This is a genomic window from Nitrosospira sp. Nsp2 (assembly GCF_003050965.1).
Lineage (GTDB): Bacteria > Pseudomonadota > Gammaproteobacteria > Burkholderiales > Nitrosomonadaceae > Nitrosospira.
On sequence record NZ_QAOU01000002.1, the window covers coordinates 275,633 to 294,779 of the forward strand.

The 19,147-nt window shown below is 55.3% G+C and carries 15 protein-coding genes and 1 pseudogene; 8 read left to right on the forward strand and 8 right to left on the reverse strand.

The annotated features are described in order from the left end of the window. Positions 1-26: 26 nt before the first annotated feature. Positions 27-575, reverse strand: coding sequence for an SRPBCC family protein (locus C8R31_RS05410; protein ID WP_107693468.1), 549 nt, complete (start codon positions 573-575; stop codon positions 27-29). 281 nt (positions 576-856) lie between these two features. Beyond that, positions 857-1,487 (reverse strand): annotated as a pseudogene (locus tag C8R31_RS05415) (sensor histidine kinase). A gap of 184 nt (positions 1,488-1,671) precedes the next feature. Here C8R31_RS05415 and C8R31_RS05420 point away from each other — a divergent pair. Next, positions 1,672-1,983 carry a KGG domain-containing protein gene (locus tag C8R31_RS05420; RefSeq protein WP_107693042.1) on the forward strand — a complete coding sequence of 104 codons (312 nt, stop codon included), beginning with the start codon at positions 1,672-1,674 and terminating at the stop codon, positions 1,981-1,983. Between the two features lie 488 nt (positions 1,984-2,471). Here C8R31_RS05420 and C8R31_RS05425 read toward each other — a convergent pair whose 3' ends face one another. From C8R31_RS05425 to C8R31_RS05440, 4 genes are all read right to left on the reverse strand, one after another. Further along, positions 2,472-3,236, reverse strand: a complete 765-nt coding sequence (locus C8R31_RS05425) for a Crp/Fnr family transcriptional regulator (protein ID WP_107693043.1) — start codon at positions 3,234-3,236, stop codon at positions 2,472-2,474. A gap of 128 nt (positions 3,237-3,364) precedes the next feature. After that, a complete protein-coding gene (locus C8R31_RS05430; protein WP_107693044.1) occupies positions 3,365-4,666 on the reverse strand; it encodes a GAF domain-containing sensor histidine kinase in 1,302 nt (433 codons plus the stop codon). Positions 4,667-5,426: 760 nt separating this feature from the next. Further along, positions 5,427-6,116, reverse strand: coding sequence for an endonuclease/exonuclease/phosphatase family protein (locus tag C8R31_RS05435; protein WP_107693045.1), 690 nt, complete (start codon positions 6,114-6,116; stop codon positions 5,427-5,429). Between the two features lie 8 nt (positions 6,117-6,124). Then, entirely contained in the window at positions 6,125-8,329 is a 2,205-nt protein-coding gene (locus C8R31_RS05440; RefSeq protein ID WP_107693046.1) for a VTT domain-containing protein, read from the reverse strand. Positions 8,330-8,807: 478 nt separating this feature from the next. Between C8R31_RS05440 and C8R31_RS05445 the strand changes: the two genes are divergently transcribed. Beyond that, positions 8,808-10,574: a thiamine pyrophosphate-requiring protein gene (locus C8R31_RS05445; protein ID WP_107693047.1), complete on the forward strand. Its 1,767-nt coding sequence runs from the start codon at positions 8,808-8,810 to the stop codon at positions 10,572-10,574. Positions 10,575-10,757: 183 nt separating this feature from the next. Here the strand turns inward: C8R31_RS05445 and C8R31_RS05450 are convergent, their stop codons facing one another. Both C8R31_RS05450 and C8R31_RS05455 read right to left on the reverse strand, forming a co-directional pair. After that, a complete protein-coding gene (locus C8R31_RS05450) occupies positions 10,758-12,350 on the reverse strand; it encodes an FAD-binding protein (protein WP_107693048.1) in 1,593 nt (530 codons plus the stop codon). A 41-nt stretch (positions 12,351-12,391) separates the two neighbouring features. After that, positions 12,392-12,799: a Bor/Iss family lipoprotein gene (locus C8R31_RS05455; RefSeq protein ID WP_107693049.1), complete on the reverse strand. Its 408-nt coding sequence runs from the start codon at positions 12,797-12,799 to the stop codon at positions 12,392-12,394. Positions 12,800-14,062: 1,263 nt separating this feature from the next. Between C8R31_RS05455 and C8R31_RS05465 the strand changes: the two genes are divergently transcribed. From C8R31_RS05465 to C8R31_RS05490, 6 genes are all read left to right on the forward strand, one after another. Then, the gene (locus tag C8R31_RS05465; protein ID WP_146164561.1) at positions 14,063-14,446 is read left to right on the forward strand and encodes a hypothetical protein; all 384 of its coding nucleotides are present in this window, start codon (positions 14,063-14,065) and stop codon (positions 14,444-14,446) included. A 67-nt stretch (positions 14,447-14,513) separates the two neighbouring features. Further along, entirely contained in the window at positions 14,514-14,849 is a 336-nt protein-coding gene (locus C8R31_RS05470) for a hypothetical protein (RefSeq protein ID WP_107693052.1), read from the forward strand. Next, a complete protein-coding gene (locus C8R31_RS05475) occupies positions 14,846-15,397 on the forward strand; it encodes a hypothetical protein (RefSeq protein WP_107693053.1) in 552 nt (183 codons plus the stop codon). Before C8R31_RS05470 ends, C8R31_RS05475 begins: the two co-directional genes overlap by 4 nt. 33 nt (positions 15,398-15,430) lie before the next feature. Further along, positions 15,431-16,678, forward strand: a complete 1,248-nt coding sequence (locus C8R31_RS05480; protein WP_258192563.1) for a PBSX family phage terminase large subunit — start codon at positions 15,431-15,433, stop codon at positions 16,676-16,678. Further along, positions 16,678-18,468, forward strand: coding sequence for a phage portal protein (locus C8R31_RS05485; protein WP_258192564.1), 1,791 nt, complete (start codon positions 16,678-16,680; stop codon positions 18,466-18,468). The genes C8R31_RS05480 and C8R31_RS05485 overlap by 1 nt, the downstream gene beginning before the upstream one ends. A gap of 44 nt (positions 18,469-18,512) precedes the next feature. Next, complete coding sequence (locus tag C8R31_RS05490; protein WP_107693056.1) at positions 18,513-19,112, forward strand: hypothetical protein; 600 nt, start codon at positions 18,513-18,515, stop codon at positions 19,110-19,112. Positions 19,113-19,147 lie beyond the last annotated feature (35 nt).

The following is a 19,147-nucleotide window of genomic DNA, read 5'->3' on the forward strand; positions in this document are numbered from 1 at the left end:
CGAGAAAGTTGAACGGTATTAAACCCTCAGTGCTGAGGGACTGAGCCGCGCCATGCTCCGGTTTCTTTTCCCCGGTTTTCAAGAAATTCCTTGAAACGCCGGAGATCGCCCTTCGTGCGCATCTTCACAATCCCCAACGCATCCGCGACTTCTTCAAGGAAGCCCTTGGGTCCGTATTCCATTTTCAGCACGATCCGGGTCCTGGAATCGGATAGCTCGTAGAAGCTCACCACCCCGCTATTCTGCACCCCACCGGTACTGCGCCAGGCAATCCGCGTATCTGGCACCTGTTCGGTTATTTCCGCGTCCCATTCTTCCTCTTTACCCCCGATTTCGGCACGCCAGTGCAAGTGGGTGTCATCCAATTGACGTACTTCACGCACGCCTTCCATGAACTTGGGAAAATCCTCGAATTGAGTCCACTGGTTGTACGCGGTGCTTACAGGCACATCGATTTCGATGGTTTCTTCGATCGTTGACAGGTTATGGCCAGACTCGCGCGATCTTCTGAGCTGTTTGGATAACATCACTCCGCCGGCGGCCATGGCAGCCAGCGTTACAATTTTTCCTAGCATTTTCATCTCCTCTTTTCCTCAGATTATAGACCCGCTTCACCACTCGCCAAGCCCGGTATTCTCCGTTCGCTTTCCTGGAAAAAACGGCAATAACAATAAAGTGATTGCGAATACAGTCACCGGTCTATAGGTCAACAATATCCTTCCTTGCCCCCATTATCTGTGCGGTGGTCAACGTAACGCAAGTTTCGTGAAGAAAAAAGAACGATCGCGTTTTCAGATGCAACTTTTTTGAACATGCTTGTGCTTTCAGGACGCTGCGTCCGACTGCTATTCCAGGATCAATCCGATTTTCTTTCTAGCGCAGGAGCATCTTGATACGCCCTGGAGTCCTCCAGTGGAATGTCTATTATGAAGGTTGTTCCCCGGTTTACTCCGCTATCGACTCCAACACTTCCGCCATGGCTTTCCGCGACACTGCAAACATACGGCAAGCCTATACCCCAGCCCTCCTTGTTCCCTGATTTTGCAACCTCTGCTCTATGGAATACCTGAAATATCCTTGACTTGTTCGGGAGGAATAGAATTTCCTTCGTTATGCGCGCACAATAGCAGGCGCTCATTTAGGGAATCAGTTTTAATTCGAATAGGGGTATCGGGACGGCCGTATTTCACTGCATTGCCAACAATATTTTCGATTGCCCTTTTCATTGCCTCTCGGTCCCACCAGCCTTTAGCCATATTGCCAATAAATTGAAAGCGCGGGCCGCGCGGGACACTGAACTGATCGTGTACCTCCTTCACGAGCTCTTGTATGTCGAATTCTTCAAGACGAAGGTGCAATCGCTCTCCGGTTTGAAATTTTACGGAATCGAGCAAATCTTGAATCATTCCATCGAGCATTCTTCTGGCAGTTTGAGAAAGTTTATCAGGATCGAGATTCTGGTCCGTTGCCAAGGTCACAATCGTCATATTACTCACGTGTTAATAATAATTTCGCTCGAGTCGGTAATACCGTAACAAAACGTCTCCCAGCACACAGACCCAGCATAAGACAAAGTCCAATATGCTGCAACGCCCCGAAGAAGGGAACGCTCCAAGAGAGCAAAATTCGTAAGAGGGAGGTTCTTTAATCACTCAAACCTTCGGAGATAATATGAGTTCAAATCAAGACAAGGATAGCAACAAAAAGGGTGACACCAGCAATCGTGGCTTTGCTTCGATGGACGCAGACAAGCAGCGGGAAATAGCCAGCAAGGGCGGCAAAGCGGCACATGAGAAGGGTACGGCTCACGAGTTCGATTCCGACGAGGCTCGGGAGGCCGGCAAGAAAGGAGGGGAGCACAGTCATGGCGGGGAAAAATCGGACGACCGTGGCGGTAGTAAGGAAGGCTCTTCCTCTTCAACGCGAGGCGGTTCTCAGGAGCAGCACGCCAAAGCCGGCAGCCAAAGCCATAAGAACAAGTAACAGTGAAAGACGGGAAGGGCTGCTTCACCGAGCCCTTCCCTGCCTAATACTTCGTAAAAAGGCGCTGGAAGATCACCTCAGGCCTTATAAATGAGACTGCGACAAACGAGATGCCGGATGGATAAGCCAATTATTCTTCGGGGAACATATTTCTTAGCTGTTGCTGGACGGGTGGGGCTCATCGCAACCCCTTGATGAAGGTTAGGAAAAGTAATAGCTCGACGCCGGTGCGCGCCGAGCTATTTTTTTTACAATACAGGGTGCTTCCCTTGTTTGGCTTGATGCACTGAAACCGCGCAGAGAGCCATCGCTAGGTTCTTTAGCTGCAGCTATAAATATTAATGAAAAATACACCCCGCGGATGAGGTCGCCGTTTTGCTATCAGGCAACGCCTTGAGTGCGGCATCAACGTAATACTTACCTATAAGCCTCAGGATGTTTATCGTTGTCGTGAATCACGGTAACTCCTCTGTTAATCGGATCAAGATTTAATAACCATGCGCTTTTTTTAGTACGGCACGGGAATGCCGGACAGGGTCGGCACAAGGTTCGTTCAACAGCAAGCGGTCGTATTCCTTTTTGAGCGCTGCGTAACCTTCGCCTACCCGATCTTCCAGGAGTTTTCGATTCACCACCGTTATGTGTCTCCGCCGATATTGTATGGCGCCTTCCCGCTGCAATATGGAGGCCGCCTCGCTCACACTCTCGCGACGCGCCCCGATCATGGTGCTGACGAATTCATGGGTCATAACCATGGAGTCACCTGATAAACGATCCAGCGTCATCAGGAAAAACGCGCACAGCTTTTGCTCAGTAGTTTGGCAAGCTTCTACCACGGACTGCTCCGTTTGAAGAAGCAACGCGTGACTGAAACGTAACAATCGCTGCTGTAAGACGCCCCCGGCCTCGAATTCCTTTCTTAAAATCTTTGCTTTAATCCGATACCCGTATCCAGGATTTTGTACCACGACGGTGGCGGGCGGGCTATTGCCAGCTAATAAAAGGAATATGTCCTCCACCCCCTCATTGCCAGTCATTGAAACGCGTTTGGAGATACCGGACTTACGGTTGTACATCCGTGCAACGATGCAGGTTGCGGGGAAATAGAGCTGGCTTGATCTGGCTCCGGGTTCCTGGATGACTTGACCAAGCGGCATGTCGACCCATTCAAGAAACGGTAGCAATCGCATGAATTCTTCATCGGGGAGAACGGCAAGAATCTTGTTTTGCCTTGGGCTGTGCAAAAATCGCATTGACATCTCCTCTTGCTGAATAGAATTTAGGAAGTTACTAATGCCAACGTAGTAACCACTAAGTTATTTATTCCGATCAAGCTCAATGCTTCGACGAGTGTGGAGTCCCCCTCCCTTTTATAATCTCATCAGATTTCTGCAATTGGCGGGGCGCCGCCTGAGATCAATTCGATCCAGAACACGCTTCCCACCCCAACGGTGCTCTCAACACCAATGTTCCCTTCCATCATTTCGACCAATTTCCTGGTTACGGTTAAACCAATACCCGTACCTTTTTCACTACCCGATTCCTGACCAAGACGGTTGTAGGCCTGGAACAGCTGTGCCAGCTTTTCCGGGGGCAACCCTATGCCCGTATCCTTGACGCTGACGCGAATTCGCCCTTGACTGCTTCGGTTGCACTCCACCGTCACTGTTCCGCCTTCACGGTTGTACTTGATCGCATTGGAAAGAAGATTGATAAGGATCTGCTTCAGCCTGGTTCGGTCCGCATATACAAACGAATGCACATCATTATGCGGTAAACCCAAATGGACACCCTTCACCTGCGCCGCCGGCTTTATCATTGAGAGGCATTCACTCAGGACCTCAAATAGCGGCAGCACTTCCCGCACCATTGATAGCTTTCCGGATTCAATCACTGCAAGGTCTAGTATTTGATCAATCAGCTTTGACTGATGTCGCCCTGCTTTAAGAATCTCAAGAATGCCAGCAAGCTGGGAGGATTGTAGGGGTTGCATCTCGAGCTCCAGCAATTGCGCATAGCCGAGGATGGAGTTCAGCGGTGAACGCAGCTCATGGCAGAGAGTGGAAACAAAATCCGTTTTGGCGAGGCTGGCATTTACAGCAGAGGCTTTGGCGTTATTTAACTCTGCCACGGTCCGAATCGCGCTCAAACGTAGTTCCAGCTGATCCATGACCAAGGAGGCTAAATCGCGCAGATTCTCGATTTCCAGCTCGCCCAAAATCCGGGGCTTTTTGTCAATCACGCACAGCGTGCCTAAGTTAAAGCCGTCGGTTGTGGTCAACGGGACGGCCGCGTAAAAGCGCAGGCCCAGCCCACCGGCAACAAGCGGGTTGGATAAGGCGCGGGCATCGTTGGCAGCATCCTCAATAACGTACGGGCCGTTCTGTAATATGGCTGATGCACACAGCCCGAGGTCACGCCCCGTTTCGGTTGCATCCAGTCCATGGTGGGACTTAAACCATATCCGATCTGTATCCACAATACTGACTATTGCAATCGGCACTCCGAACAAGCGAGCCGCCAGCGCAGTAATTCGATCGTAAGCGCCATCTGGAGGGGTATCCAATATGTCGTAACGTCTTACCGCTTGCAGACGCTTGGCCTCATCCATTCGGGCATGGGAGGGAACTGCGGGAATTAACGATCGGGGATTGGGGTGATTCAGGCCAGGCGAGGAAAACATAAGTAGCAAACTCCCTTATTCAAACGTGTTTTAAACGGAGAAAACAGGTTACTTGGGTTTTGCGACTCACTATAATTTTAGCTCGAAAAAGTACTGGTTGGGAAGCTGCCGGAATCAGGTTATTGTCTTGAAAAGCGGCGCGATGCTACAGAAACGGGAGAAATCCTTTGATGCGCCTTTTCGCTTCGGGAAAGCGCTGTGTATGAGAACACGCGGGGATGTTCAATCAACCGGGAGATTCTAAATAAGCATTATCTATACGTAGTGTATTGCGTTGTCCACATCGGCTTGCCGGCGTCCTTCTTTAAGCAAGGACAGAATTGCAGTATCTAACGCAATGAGCTCTAAATGGAAATCAACAATCGCTCGCTATCGGAACGAAGATACTGATCATTGACGATAAGCTGGAGGTTCTGGAACTTACGCGGCTCCATGTTGATCCCCTACAAGGCAGAGGTATCTGCCGCTCCTGGTGCTGCGGAAGGATCAGACCAGGTACAGAGGCACAGGCCCGACGTATTGGCAGCCACATTGGTACGCCCCATATGGATGGCTACCAACTCATTCGAGACGTAAGGAATCTTCCTGCATCCATGGCTGGTCAGACCCCAGCTGTCGCCCTCAGTGCATTCACTCGTCCGTAAGACCGCAACAGAGCAATTAATGCCGGTTCTCGAAGACAGCTTTCCAGGCCTGTTGACATGCATGTCTTGATCGACACGCTTGCAAGTGTGACAGGGCAGGTAGGCCGCTGAAACTCTCAATCCGTTTTGATGACCGCCTTCAATGGCAGATGATCGGATGCAATACGCGCGAGTTGGCTCGTATGAGCCTCCACCTTCTGGAGTCGACGCCGGGGATGCACCCATAGGCGGTCCAAGGCCATGAAAGGCCAGCGCGACGGAAATGTCGGGCAGTGCGGCGTGGATTTGAAGTGCGCGTGCAGCCACCGCAGGGGGCGGCCCCACAGGAACCATTCGTTCAGGTCGCCCAGCAATACATAAATATCGGTAAGACCAATATCGAACAGCTTAAGAAGCTCGCGCACCTGATGACGCCGCTCGCCAGGCATCAGTCCGAGATGGGTCGCTACTATTTGCACCCGCCGACCATTGCCGTCAAGCGTGACATTGAGCGCTCCGCGAGGCTCGCGCCCGGGCAGGCTCAGGTCAACCGGGTTAGAGGCCAGTATAGGAAGTCTCGTCAATATCGCATTGCCGTAATGCCTGCTTTCGCGCATAAGGTTGGGTCCGGCAATAGCCGTTAGTCCGGTTTTTCCCGCGAGGTAGTCCAGCAGATCGCAACCATCGACATCGTGGTGCTCCACTTCCTGCAGGGCCACCACGTCCACATCCAGTTCCTTCAGTACACCCGCGATGCGGCCGGGTTCGAAGCGCCCGTCGGTTCCGATGCATGCGTGGATATTATAGGTGGCAACGGTCAGGGACATTGTGCGGCTCAATCAGTTTCTGCTCTCAGGCGCGAAGCCCTGCGCCGGTTTTCCCACCGCCAGATCGCCCAACCGCTCGCGATGAGAATTGCGACGACGGCTGCCAGCGTCGCGAAGGCGAGAAGATTGGGTTTCTCGATGGCCGCGGCTAGTCGTTCGGTAAAGACGGACATGCCGATAATGCCGGGCAGGAGCCCGATGGCGCTGCCAAGGACGAAGTCGCGGAAGCGGATGCGCGACGCCCCAGCAACCATGTTGATAACCGTGAATGGCGCGAGCGGAATGATCCGGACGATGATGATAGTCATAAGACCGCGGCGGGCCAATCGCCTGTTCAGTTCCCCGAGCTTGCGACCGGCAAATCGGCGCACGGTGTTACGGCCGAGTAGATAACCAAGCGAGAAAGTGAGCATCGCGCTTAATAATGCGCCGACGAGAGAATAAAGGAAGCCTTGCAAGGGACCGAAGACCAGACCGCATACAATGATGAGCACAGTAAGGGGGAACGCGACCAGACCCGCGATGACAAAAGTGGCGAGTGCCAGGAATGGCGCGCTCGGCGCCTGTTTAAGTTCAATCCCGAGGGCTGTGAGCGTCTCAATGTTGATCCATTCCTTGAGAGGCGACCAGCTCCAGGCGATTGCAAGCGCAAGAACGACGAGAAGTGTGACGATAATCAGTGTAAGGTGATTGCGAGCCGGTTCGCGCTCTTCCTCGGGCACAAACCCATTGATCAGCTCGTCGGGATTGATCGGCTGGTCGGGGTCTATGACCTGGGTATCGGGCACCAGTTCGTCCATCTCCGGCGTTACCTTCAGTTGCATCGGTCGGAGGCTGCGGCCCGGGCCAGACAAGCATTCAATGGCTCGGATCAATGAACCCTCGTGTTCAAAAGCGGCTGCGATTTCTGCCGGATCCTTGCCGAGATGTTCCCCCAGCAGTCGATGACGGAAAGCCGCCACCGCATTTTGAATGCGCACTTCTCCATTGGCCTCAATTACCAGATCGCATTCCGTGTCGACCCCCATGGAGCGATTGTTGAGATTCGCCGAACCGATACGCAGGAGTTCGTCATCGATGAGGATGATTTTGGAGTGAACATTGACACAATCGTCGTCCAGGCCTGGCACCTCCGGCCAGTAGAGGCGCAAACGGTTGTAATGGTCGGCGTTAAGCAGTTGCTTGAACAAACGCTCGCGCAGCACGTCCATGGTACTTTGAGACAGCCAGCCTGCGGTTTGCACCGGAAGCACGATGACGATTTCCGGGCCATCGGGATCTTCCAGGCGTCGCTGCAAAGCAGCTACCACCTTATTGGCGGTAAAATATTGCGCCTCGATATAAATCGCCTTGTGCGCCGCCGCAATCGCGTCCAGCAGGAGCGGCTCGATCTCGCGCACCTCAGCCTGGTTCTCGTATGCGGGTACCGTGCGGGCTATCGCAACCGGAGTGTTTTCCAGATCGCAAGAGAGGTACTGCGGCCAATAGCTCGGTCCGGAAGGGACGTGAGGCGTGTCCACTGCTTGCCCGGTGGCGAGCATCCAGCGTTCACGCGCCAGGTCGCCGAGCGTGATAGCGATAGGGCCGCGTACCATCATCTGGATATCGTGATACGGTTGTGGCACGGGTCCGGAGCCAAGATCACAGCGGCGGAGGTCATCAGGCCGGTGCTCGGGCGTATCCCAGCGGCCGGTTGTCAAATCCAGACCACCCACGAAAGCCACCTTGTCGTCCACGACGACAATTTTCTGGTGATGAGAGCCACCCGGCGGATACCGGTCATCCAGATGAAAGTGCAGCCGCGGATGAGCTGTCCATTCTTCCTTGAGCAGGGGCAGCCACTCGCGATCTGCCGCCATGAGCATGGGAAAGTCCCAATCCAGCACGTGAATATGCAGTTGATCGTTGCGCTTGAGCATGCTGTTGAGAAACGCCGCCAGCGTGAAGGGAAAGCCGTCGGGTTCGTGTTCCCGCACCAGTTCCACCCGGCTATCGATATCCCACGCGATAATCAGAACGGAACGCTGAGCCTGTTTGACCACCTCGCGAAAGGCACGAAAATACTCGGCGCCATCCACCAGAAACGCGACCCGGTCGGCGTGCTCGATGCGCCAGCAGTTCCTGCCCGGATTAAGGATAGGGGACCGCCCGGCATCGCCGGGCTCTTCGCCGTTTTCCTTGTCCGCGTCAATTGTCGGGGAAGGCTGTTCCATTTTGTATCCGGACCGCTGTGGTATGCTTTATTGGGTTGCAATCTGGCTCGAATGTTCCCGCTTATCGTTTATTTGGAGACCCCCAAAAGCGCCTGGATACGGCTACCGGTCTGTCGGAGAGGTAAGGCTCATACTTATCCGTATATCCGGAAGTATGTCGGTATGCGCGATGTATCTCTGTACGAAGTCGTACATAACAGGGGTGGAATGTCCACCGCCAGCTCAAACGCACGCGGCGGTAAGCCGGTATCACAACTCTGGGCCCCAGAAGTCCAGAAACCCGCTTCTAGAAACGTCCTTCTGTTCTCTAGCGCACAGCGACGCGAGAAAGGGTGTGCGAAGGTGGCGGACACGAAAACAGTAGAAACAACTCTCCTGCTGCATAGGCGAGGGGCCTAGGGGCCTAGGGGCCTTGGGCCTTGGGCCTAGGGTCCGCGGGATCTACTTGTTATCTATCCGGTAATCCGTGGAGCCCGCCATGAAACAAAACGTCAGCGATTTTCTCGTCAGCCGCCTGTCGGAATGGGGCGTCAAGCGCATATTCGGCCTTCCCGGGGACGGCATCAATGGCATCATGGGCGCGATGGGACGCGCCCAGGACAAGCCTGAATTCATCCAGGTAAGGCACGAAGAAATGGCTGCGTTCATGGCCTGCGCGCACGCGAAGTTCACCGGCGAGGTCGGGATTTGCCTGGCCACGTCCGGGCCGGGTGCAATCCATCTGTTGAACGGACTGTACGACGCCAAGCTCGATCACCAGCCGGTGGTCGCCATTGTGGGTCAGCAGCAGCGCACGGCCCTTGGGGGCAGTTACCAGCAGGAAGTCGATCTTGTCTCACTGTTCAAGGATGTCGCGCACGAATACGTTCATATTGTGACCACGCCGGCGCAAATGAGGCATGTGCTGGATCAGGCCATCCGTATCGCGCGGGCGGAGCGGACCGTGTGTTGCGTGATCATCCCCAACGATCTTCAGGACATGGAGTTCGAAAATCCCCCCCACGAGCACGGTACGGTTCATTCCGGCGCGGGTTATAGCGCTCCGCGGGTCGTTCCTCAGCCCGAGGACTTGCAACGGGCAGCGGATGTGCTCAACGCCGGCTCGAAGGTTGCCATCCTGGTTGGCGCCGGTGCATTGGACGCGACCGATGAAGTTATTCAAGTCGCCGAGCTGCTGGGAGCCGGTATCGCGAAGGCCCTGCTGGGAAAAGCCGCAGTACCGGATAATCTGCCGTACGTGACGGGCGCGATCGGACAGCTGGGTACGAAGCCGAGCTACGAGATGATGATGGGATGCGATACGCTCCTGATGATCGGATCGAGCTTTCCCTACTCTGAATTTCTTCCCGAGGAAGGGCAGGCACGAGGGGTGCAGATCGACGTTACCGGCCGCATGATGAGCATCCGCTACCCCATGGAGGTGAATCTGGTGGGTGATAGCGCCGAAACATTGAAGCTGCTGATTCCACTCCTGACACGAAAGGAAGATCGCGCGTGGCGCAAGCGCCTCGAACGGAGTATCGCGGAATGGTGGCAAACGGTGGAGGCGAGGGCGCTGGAGCCGGCTGATCCGATTAATCCGCAGCGGGTCTTCCTTGAGTTGTCGAGCCGCCTGCCGGACAACTGCATCCTGTGCGGCGACTCCGGTTCTTCCACTTACTGGTATGCCCGTGACGTGAGGCTTCGCCGGGGGATGATGGCTTCGCTCTCAGGCGGACTCGCTACCATGGGATCGGCCGTCCCCTACGCAATTGCGGCCAAATTTGCTCATCCCGACAGGGTAGTGGTTGCCATGGCGGGGGATGGCGCCATGCAAATGAACGGTCTGAACGAACTCATCACGATAGGCAAGTACTGGCGGCGCTGGAGCGATCCGCGTCTGATCATACTTGTGCTGAATAACCGCGACCTGAATCTGGTGACGTGGGAACAGCGCGCAACAGAAGGCGATCCGAAATTCGACGAGGCGCAGAATCTTCCGGATTTCCCCTACGCGGACTACGCAAAACTGATCGGCCTGCATGGCATTCGCGTCGATCGGCCCGATGATCTTGCAGCTGCCTGGGACTTCGCCTTTATCGCGGATCGACCGGTAGTGCTGGAGGCGTGTACAGATCCGAACGTGCCTCCGCTGCCACCTCACATCACGCTGGAACAGGCGAGAGCGTACGCATCGGCCATCATGCGTGGCGACTCGAACTCCGCCGAGATTATCAGAGCCACTGTGAAGCAGCTTTTTGCGTAATGGGGGATGGTACGTCGCGCGGCGCCAGGATCTCCCGCTGGCAATCGCTTTTTGGGCGAAGCATTACATTAAATTGACTTATAACGCGCTCAGCTCGTGACGCGAAAATCGAAAGTACCGGCCAATCTTTTTTTAGAGCAATACCACCGAGAGCTCCCGAACGCCATGGCGCCACCGCGCGCTTCAGTTTGCCAGCCCCAACTCGGCCGTGAATTCATTCGTGAAGATTTGCCGCACGACGGCATTTTCCATAAGGGTATGGCGAGCGGCAAGCCATTGGTCAACAGCCTCGCCGCCATAACGGTTTCGCACCCGCTCCGGCGTGAGGAAGGTGTTATATTTCCCCCAGTGAAGCGTAAAGGGAATGCCGGCGGCATCAAGCTCGTTCCAGACTGTATTATAGAACTCCCGGGTTTCGGAGGTATTTACCGCATCCATCTCCATCACCGCCGTTGTATCGAAACGGGTGAAGCCCAACAGCGCTTTAGTGCCTTTAACAAAACGATGGGACAGGATGAGTGGCAGAACCAGCCTGGAACGTTTGTATAGATCGAATGCAATCTCCATCGCCTCGACTGCCCTTGCCACGGGTAGTCCGACGCCGCAGGCCAGGGTTTTGCCCAGGGTCTTTTCGCCGCGAAAGAGGTCGCGGATAATTGCTTTCTTGAAATAGGGCGCGAATTCCTGGTTTACCTGGCTGTTGAGCAAGGGCACCGCGAGTTTGTTGAGCGGACTGGGGATACGGCCTACTAACGCCCCCATCACGTCCAGCCCCGAAGCACCCAGGCCAGGCTCGCCGGTATTCCAGGGTGGAGGAACGTATGAGGCGGGGTCGTAGGCGGTTTCGTACATGACGAGAACGATCGCCTTGTCAGGCGGCGTTCCCTCGTTGGGATTGTAGAAGATTTCAAAATGGTAGGGATTGTCTCTGGGAATATCGAGCGCCTCTGCCGGGAGGGGGATAAGGGTCGGATCGCATGCGGCGATCGCTGCCTTGAGCGTTGCATCGTAGGGATGCCGGAAGCGGATTGCGTTGAGCGCGAAAAGATCGCGCGTCTCGATCATGATGCCGTGAACGATTCCAAACGAGCCCAGACTTACCAGCGCGGCGTTGAACAGGATGTCGTCCCGGATGAATTCCGCGCCGACGCTCTCGGGAAAATCAGGACTCATGACGGGATAGCTCTTGCGCTCCAGATAGACATTACGGTTGGGACCGGTGAGCAGATGCAAACCGACAACCATCTCCTGCATGGCTCCAAAGTTGAAGGCGCTGCCATGGGTACCGGTTGAAAGCGCGCCCGCCAATGTTTGCCCGTTGTTGGATCCGCAACCCTTGATGGACAGATTGGCGGCAAAGAGATAATCATTCAGCGCCGCGACCGAGTTGCCACATTCGACGAAACGCAATTTCACGGGATCGCCAGCATAAGCCGGATTCGTCAGCTTCCCTGGGACCTCAAACGCCAGCCGCAGCGCCACGTTGTCGATGAGACGGCCCGCGGTAACCGCAACCGTGCTCAGCGACCACAGCGCACCGTGCGCCCGAAGTGACCTGCCATCGTTTACGCAGGCCTGGATGATGCCCTGCAGTTCCTTCGTCGCCGAATTATATGTTTCAAAAGGTGCCTTGCCGCCCCTGTCGATGTCAAAGACATATTCCCCGTCGATTACCTGCTCGTAGGACTCATGCCTCCCTGTTTCCAGGTGACGGCGCACGAAGGAGCTTCGTGTGCCCCCCGAGCGCGCGGGTTCGCTTTCATTTCCGTCTGGCATAACCTGGTTTCCTTTATCCGCTCAGCAGCGTTTACAAGCGCTCACGATATCCCGCGTGACCTTTTTCGCGCTCCGGGCAGGATCCCCGGCCTTGTCGGCGGCGCTTTGCAACGGAAACGCACCTGGGTCGGCATCCATAATCCCAGCGTGACAACTCCGACGTAATCGTGCAGCCACGTGCGGAAGACAACCACGTCGTTAATGCCCTGACCGTGACACTCCGCTGAAAGAACCTGGGGATGGAGCAGAAGCCCCCAGAAAAAGGCATGCATGGTTTTCGACTGGTACTCGGCGGTCTGGCCCTCGGTCCGGATCGGGTCGGAATCCGGGACGGTGACGTGATAAGTGGCGCAGCCGGGCAATATGAGAAGTGCGGTCAGGCATGCGACCACCCAACCGGACCGAACATATCCTTTTGTGGCAACGGCTTCGTCATTCCCGAATTTCATGCCACGCTCCTTAGGGTTTTGTTCGTGGAGGGGATCCATTTTGTGGCGCAGGCGCTTTCCCCGTGGCGTAGCTGTTCTGCCTTGGGAGCTGGCCATTAATGGTATAGATGGGGCATGGCTGAGAAGAGCCTGGCGCTGCCAGCGAGCGTGTTGATGTGATCTTGACCAGACGCCGTGCCGGTGGGCTCGACGGCGTTCCGGGGCCGGCGTTTTCAGCCAGGCTGGGCGGATCGCAGACTTCGTAGCCATTGAATTTGTGAAGAGGCGTCTCTCGAGGCATATAACTCCCGGGAAACTGGAACCCGTAAGGGTTATTAAACCCGGCTCCATTATTCATGGGTAGTGGCATGGGCAGCATGACAATCGGTCTGCCTGCCCAATTCCCCTGTTGCCCATATTGTCCATATTGATGATTGCCGTAAGGGGAGGCAGGATATGGCGGAGCCGGCGGGAACTGACCAGGCGGTACTGGCGACCCATGCATAAGAGGGCCTGCTCCGATCATACCCGACGGGACCTCACCTGTGATTCCGGAACTCGCAAAAGAATCCGGTTCCTGAGCAGATGCCTGGCTGGAATGAGCCAGACCAGTCAAAAACAGCAGTGCGAAACGTTTGATCACGATGTCGCTGTCAAACCGAATTCGAGTGAAAAGGAAGGGCGAATACGATGCAATCATATACTGATCCTATTTATAGCACTCGTGTGGAAATATTCAATTCTTCCTGTGCCCGGGCGGTGAGACCATTACGACCGACATCAAGAGAAATAAAGGAAGCTAACTCGTCAAAGCTGAACCATCATGGATGTGGCCAGTAAAATTTAGAGTAACGCGAGAATTACCCGCAGTGGTGTCGCGGTTGTACGTATAAATTTTCCTATAAAACCTGTTGACATTCGGTAGTAACGCTGTACAATACGAATCCATATGGTGGATTGTTGTGCACGTAGTAAACATATTCGACGACACGACAGGAATCCACCAACAAAGATAAGCAGAGATCAAACCCGCGCGAGCGGGTTTTTTATTGCACGTTCGTCCAGGTTTCGCGTCGTTCATGTGACCCGGCTCTTCTGGCTCGGCGGGTATACGTAACGGTAAATAAAGTTGATGGTAGCTATCAAAACCCGCCTCGAGCGGGTTTTTTTGTTTCTACCGCGCTGTACGGGCGAACGCCTGCCAGCTAAGGCATGCATTTCCCCGCAAGCATGCATGGGCAGGTTTTTTTACGCAAGGCGATCACTACCCAACCATTAAATCAAATGATCAGTCCAGCAATCACAGCAATAATCATCGCAGTGCTGGCCGCCCTGGCGTTTGTCGGAGGATTCGCGGTAAGCGACTGGCGGTCAACGGCAGAGATACGGCGGCTCAATTCCGATAACGCCATGTTATCGGCCTCGAACAATAAATGCGCAGAGGATATTCAGTCGGTGCGCACCGCGATGGATGCCTTAATCGCAACTTCGGCAACAAGAGAGAAAAATGCGGCCACTGCGATGCGGAACGCGGGCGCGGCAGCGGCAAAACATGTCCGCAGGGCAAAAGATATACGCTCGCTCGGGCCTGTGGCGCCCCAGTACCATTGTGAAGCCATTGCACGAGAGCAGTCAGACTATATACGTACCCGCCGCCAGAATTATTAGCGCAGGTGTGCGACCCGCGCATCAACTCCGTGATGCTTGCTTTCCTGCTTATCTGTGAGATTTGAAAATGACACCTGAAACTCGCCCGATCTTGATACCCGTCGTTGTGATTCCCGTTCTATTGGCCAGCCTGTTAAGCGGTTGTGCCGGCAAGCCAATCATCCGAACCGAAGTCGTGGAAAAACCGGTCGCCGTGCCTTGCGCGGTGCGGACGCCGCCAGAGTGCAAGTCGCGGTATGCAACGGACCGGCTTTCAGTAAAGGACGATGCCTTGCTCATCAACAGGGCATTGCGCGCCGAAATAGAGGAACGATGGGCTTGCGAAATCAAGCTGCTGGCAGCGGTCAGAGGATGTGGCAAGGGGATGCAATCCACGCCCGAGACTGAACACAGCGGACTATGAGCGGAACGGAAAGTGACGCGGCAGCGAAAGGTCTATCAAGGAATTCCACAAGCACGGCCAGCACGTCATCAGGCCGAAAAGGCGCTCCGACAATAAAAACACCGGAACTACTGGAGGCGATCCTTGCCGGGATTTCTCTCGGCAAATCGGCACGCACAATGTGCGTCGAAGTTGGTATCAGCCAAAGGGTGTTATGGAACTGGCTGGCAAACGACCAGGAACTCATGCGCAATTACCTGCGGGCAAAGGAATTATGCGTGGACGCCTATGCGGAGGAGATCATCGAGATTTCGGATGACGGATCGCGAGATGTCCATATCGACGAGAAGGGACGGGAAGTCGTCAACCGCGACGTAATTGCCCGCGCGCAATTGCGGATCGATGCGCGCAAGTGGTACGCGGCGAGGCTGGCCCCAAAGAAATATGGGGATAAATTGCCCGTGACGCACGAAGCCGCTGATGCAAGGAAGCCCGTTATGCACAGCGTCGAGGTGACTTTCGTAGCACCGGCGGAGTCCGGCACGAACCCGGAGCCCCTGAAGCCGTGACCACCCTCATTTATCCTTCGTTTCGCCGTGGCCGTGCATAAAGCAGAGTTTCCTGAAAAACTGAGGTTCCTGTTCCATCCCGCGCGTTACAAGGTTTTATACGGCGGACGAGGCGGCGCAAAAAGCTGGGGCGCCGCCAGAGCATTACTGATACAGGCCGCAGCGACCCCGCTGCGCATCCTGTGCGCGCGGGAGTATCAAAATTCGATTGTCGAATCCGTGCATCATTTGTTGCAGGCCCAGATCAGTGCGCTCGACCTGGCCACGTTCTACGAGGTGCAGAACAGCATGATCCGAGGGGCCAATGGCTCGGAATTCGTGTTCGCCGGATTGCGCAACAATGTCGCTAAAATCAAGTCGTTCGAGGGTGTAGACCGGGTATGGGTGGAAGAAGCACAAACGGTGAGCAAGTCGAGCTGGGATACGCTCATTCCAACCATCCGAAGGGAACGCTCGGAAATCTGGGTTACATATAACCCGGAACTCGAAACCGACGAGACTCACCAGCGCTTCGTCGTACACCCACCCGCTGGGGCTGCAGTGGTAAAGATCAACTGGAATGACAACCCGTGGTTTCCCGATACCCTGCGGCGGGAAAAAGACGAACTCAAGGGTCGCGATCCCGATGCGTATCAGAACATATGGGAAGGGAATTGCCGGGTAGCGCTTGACGGCGCAGTCTACGCGAGGGAACTCCGGCAGACCCAAGCGGAAGGGCGCATCCGAAGCGTGCCTCATGATGCGGCGAAGGCCGTTCACACGTTCTTTGACCTGGGCTGGGCGGACAACACCAGCATATGGTTTGCCCAGACGGTCGGGAACGAGCTCAGGCTGATCGATTATTACAGCAACAACCAGATGCCGATACAGCATTACATCGGAATACTGCAAAACAAGGGCTATATGTACGGGACAGACTGGCTGCCGCACGACGCCAAGGCAAAGACGCTGGCGACAGGGCGAAGCATAGAGGAAATCATGCATGCGGCCGGACGCAAGGTGAGGATCGTGCCGAACCTTTCGGTTTCAGATGGAATAAACGCAGCGAGAACCGTGCTGAACCGTTGTTATTTTGACGAACAGAAATGCGCCGAGGGCCTGCAGAGCCTGAGGCATTACCGCTATGAGGTGGACAGTGACACGAAACAGTTTAGCGGGCGCCCATTGCACGATTATCACAGTCACGCAGCCGATGCTTTCCGCTACTTTGCGCTTTCTATTGAAGAGGAACGGCCGGTGGCTAGCGCCCGCGGCGTCCGCATGACCGGATGGCGTGCCTGATGGGAGCGCCCATTACCAGGAACATATCGGTCGAGGCCTATGACGGCATCTGCCGGGATATTCGCGAGCAACCCAAGTGGCGCCCGGATGCGGATACCGACTGCGATTATTACGATGGCGCACAAATCAGCGCCGAAGTCATGCAGCGGCTGAAGAATGCCGGCATTCCGCAGCAGGATTCGAATCTGATCAAGCCAACGGTTAACGCAGTGCTGGGATTGGAAGCCAGAAGCCGGACGGATTATCGCATCTCGTCCGATGACGAGAGCCAGGCCGAGATAGCGCAGGCGCTCTCCGCGAAGATCAAGGAAGTGGAGACTGAATCGCGCGCAGACCGCGCCATGTCTGATGCCTATTCGAGCATGATGCGCTCCGGCATCGGCTGGGTCGAGGTGTCGCGGGAGTTTGATCCGCTAAAGTACCCGTACCGGGTGCGCGAGGTACACCGCAACGATATCTACTGGGACTGGACCTCGCGTGAACCGGACCTGTCTGATGCGCGCTACCTCCGCCGGGACAAATGGGTGGATAGGGTCCAGGCGGCGATGATGTTCCCGGAGCAGTCCGCGCTGGTGGAAAACACGTGGAACGGGTGGGCAAAAACCGACGTTTACGACGGCACCGATACTCACATGGTGCGGGCATTTGAGGTCGAGCAGGCCTGGGGGCGCACGCACGAAGACTACCTGAACCGCAATGCGGGCATGGTGCGGCTTTCGGAATTATGGTATCGGCATTATGAGGAAGGATATGTGCTCGCCCTTCCGGACGGCAACATGCTGGAATATCGCGAGGATAATCCCTACCATGTGGCGGCGTTGACGCAGGGCTTGGTGCAGGCGCAAAAAACGTTATTGCAAAGGGTCCGGGTTTCGATCTGGCTGGGACCTCACAAGCTCATGGATTCACCTTCTCCCTTTCCGCACGGGAATTTTCCCTACATCCCCTTCTGGTGCTTCCGCAAGGACAGGAGCCGCGCCCCTTACGGCCTGATTCGGGACATGCGCGGACCCCAGGATCAGATTATCGATCTGGACATTCTGCTCTACGAGATCCTCAACTCGGTCAAGGTGGAGATCGATAACGACGCGCTGGATTTAAGCCAGAACACCTACCAGGAAGTGGCGCAGAACATCAGCAGCCTGCGTTCCATGACGGTATTGAATGCGAACCGCCGCAATGCGAACGGATTCAGGGTAACGCGCGAACATGCGCTCGCATCTCAGGTGTTTCAGCTTGTTCAAGAGCGCAAGCGACGCATTGAAGAGGTCGGTGGCGTTTACCGCGCCATGCTGGGAGCGTCGACAGACGCCTCCAGCGGGATCGCCATCAGCAATCTGGTTGAGCAGGGCTCGACCGTGCTGGCCGAGCCGAACGACAATTTCCGCTACGGGCGGCGCCTGGTCGGGCAACAGCTCCTGGCTATTCTCATTGCTGACCTGGCGGGCAAAACTTCCGCTATCGCCGTTAACCAGGGCGCTGGCCGGAAGCTGGTGTACTTCAACCGGCGAGTAATCACGGATGCCGGCCCCGAACTGGAGAACGACGTTACAACCGCCCAGGTCAAGGTGTTGCTGGAAGACATTCCGGCCACCCCCAGCTTCAGGGCGCAACAGCTGCAGGCGTTCAGCCAGGTGGTCCAGTCGGCCCCTCCGGCTTACCAAAAGGTCCTGTATCCGGCCATGCTCGAGCTGTCTGATGTACCCAATCGGCATGAGCTGGCAAACCAGTTGCGGCAAGTCGCTGGCATAGGCGTTGGACCCAGCGGACAGGAACCGCAAAAGCAGTGACGCGGAACGGAAAGGCAATCACAAACTAACGGGATGGCTACGCAATGATTCGATTACTGTATGATACGACTATTGGCGGCGTGAGGTTCGGGCAGGGCGCACTTGTCGAACTTGATTCGGCAATGGAGGATGGGCTGATAGCGGAAGGCGACGCTACCAGGGCAATAAATTTTTCATCGATTGGCGTGCTCCCGGTGCGCATCGCTCAATCGTTCGCGCCGGTAATACGCAGTTCGGATAATGCCACAGATACCGGTTGGGTCATCCTTGCCTCCATCATTGTTCCGGCAGGAACGATGGGGGCGAACAGCAAGCTAGTCATTGTAAGCGACTGGACTTACACAAGCTCGGCGAGCGTTAAAACACTGGCCATGGATTGGGGAGGCAGTAACGTGTCAGGGCCGGCTTATACAACCACGGCGGGTACGAAGCTCATGATGGAAATTTTTAACGCCAATAGCCTGACCGCGCAAAGGATACTCAACACGTCCACCTTCGCGACTACCCCGTCGGCTCACACATCGACATTCAAAGATACAACCGCAAATGTCGCGATCGATCTCAAAGTGAGATGGAGCGCAAACATTGCGAATGAGAATATTACTCTGCTCGGCTATTCAATCTGGCATTACCCGGGGGTCTGATGGATTATCCAGTTATCAACGGCCGCAGTGAATCT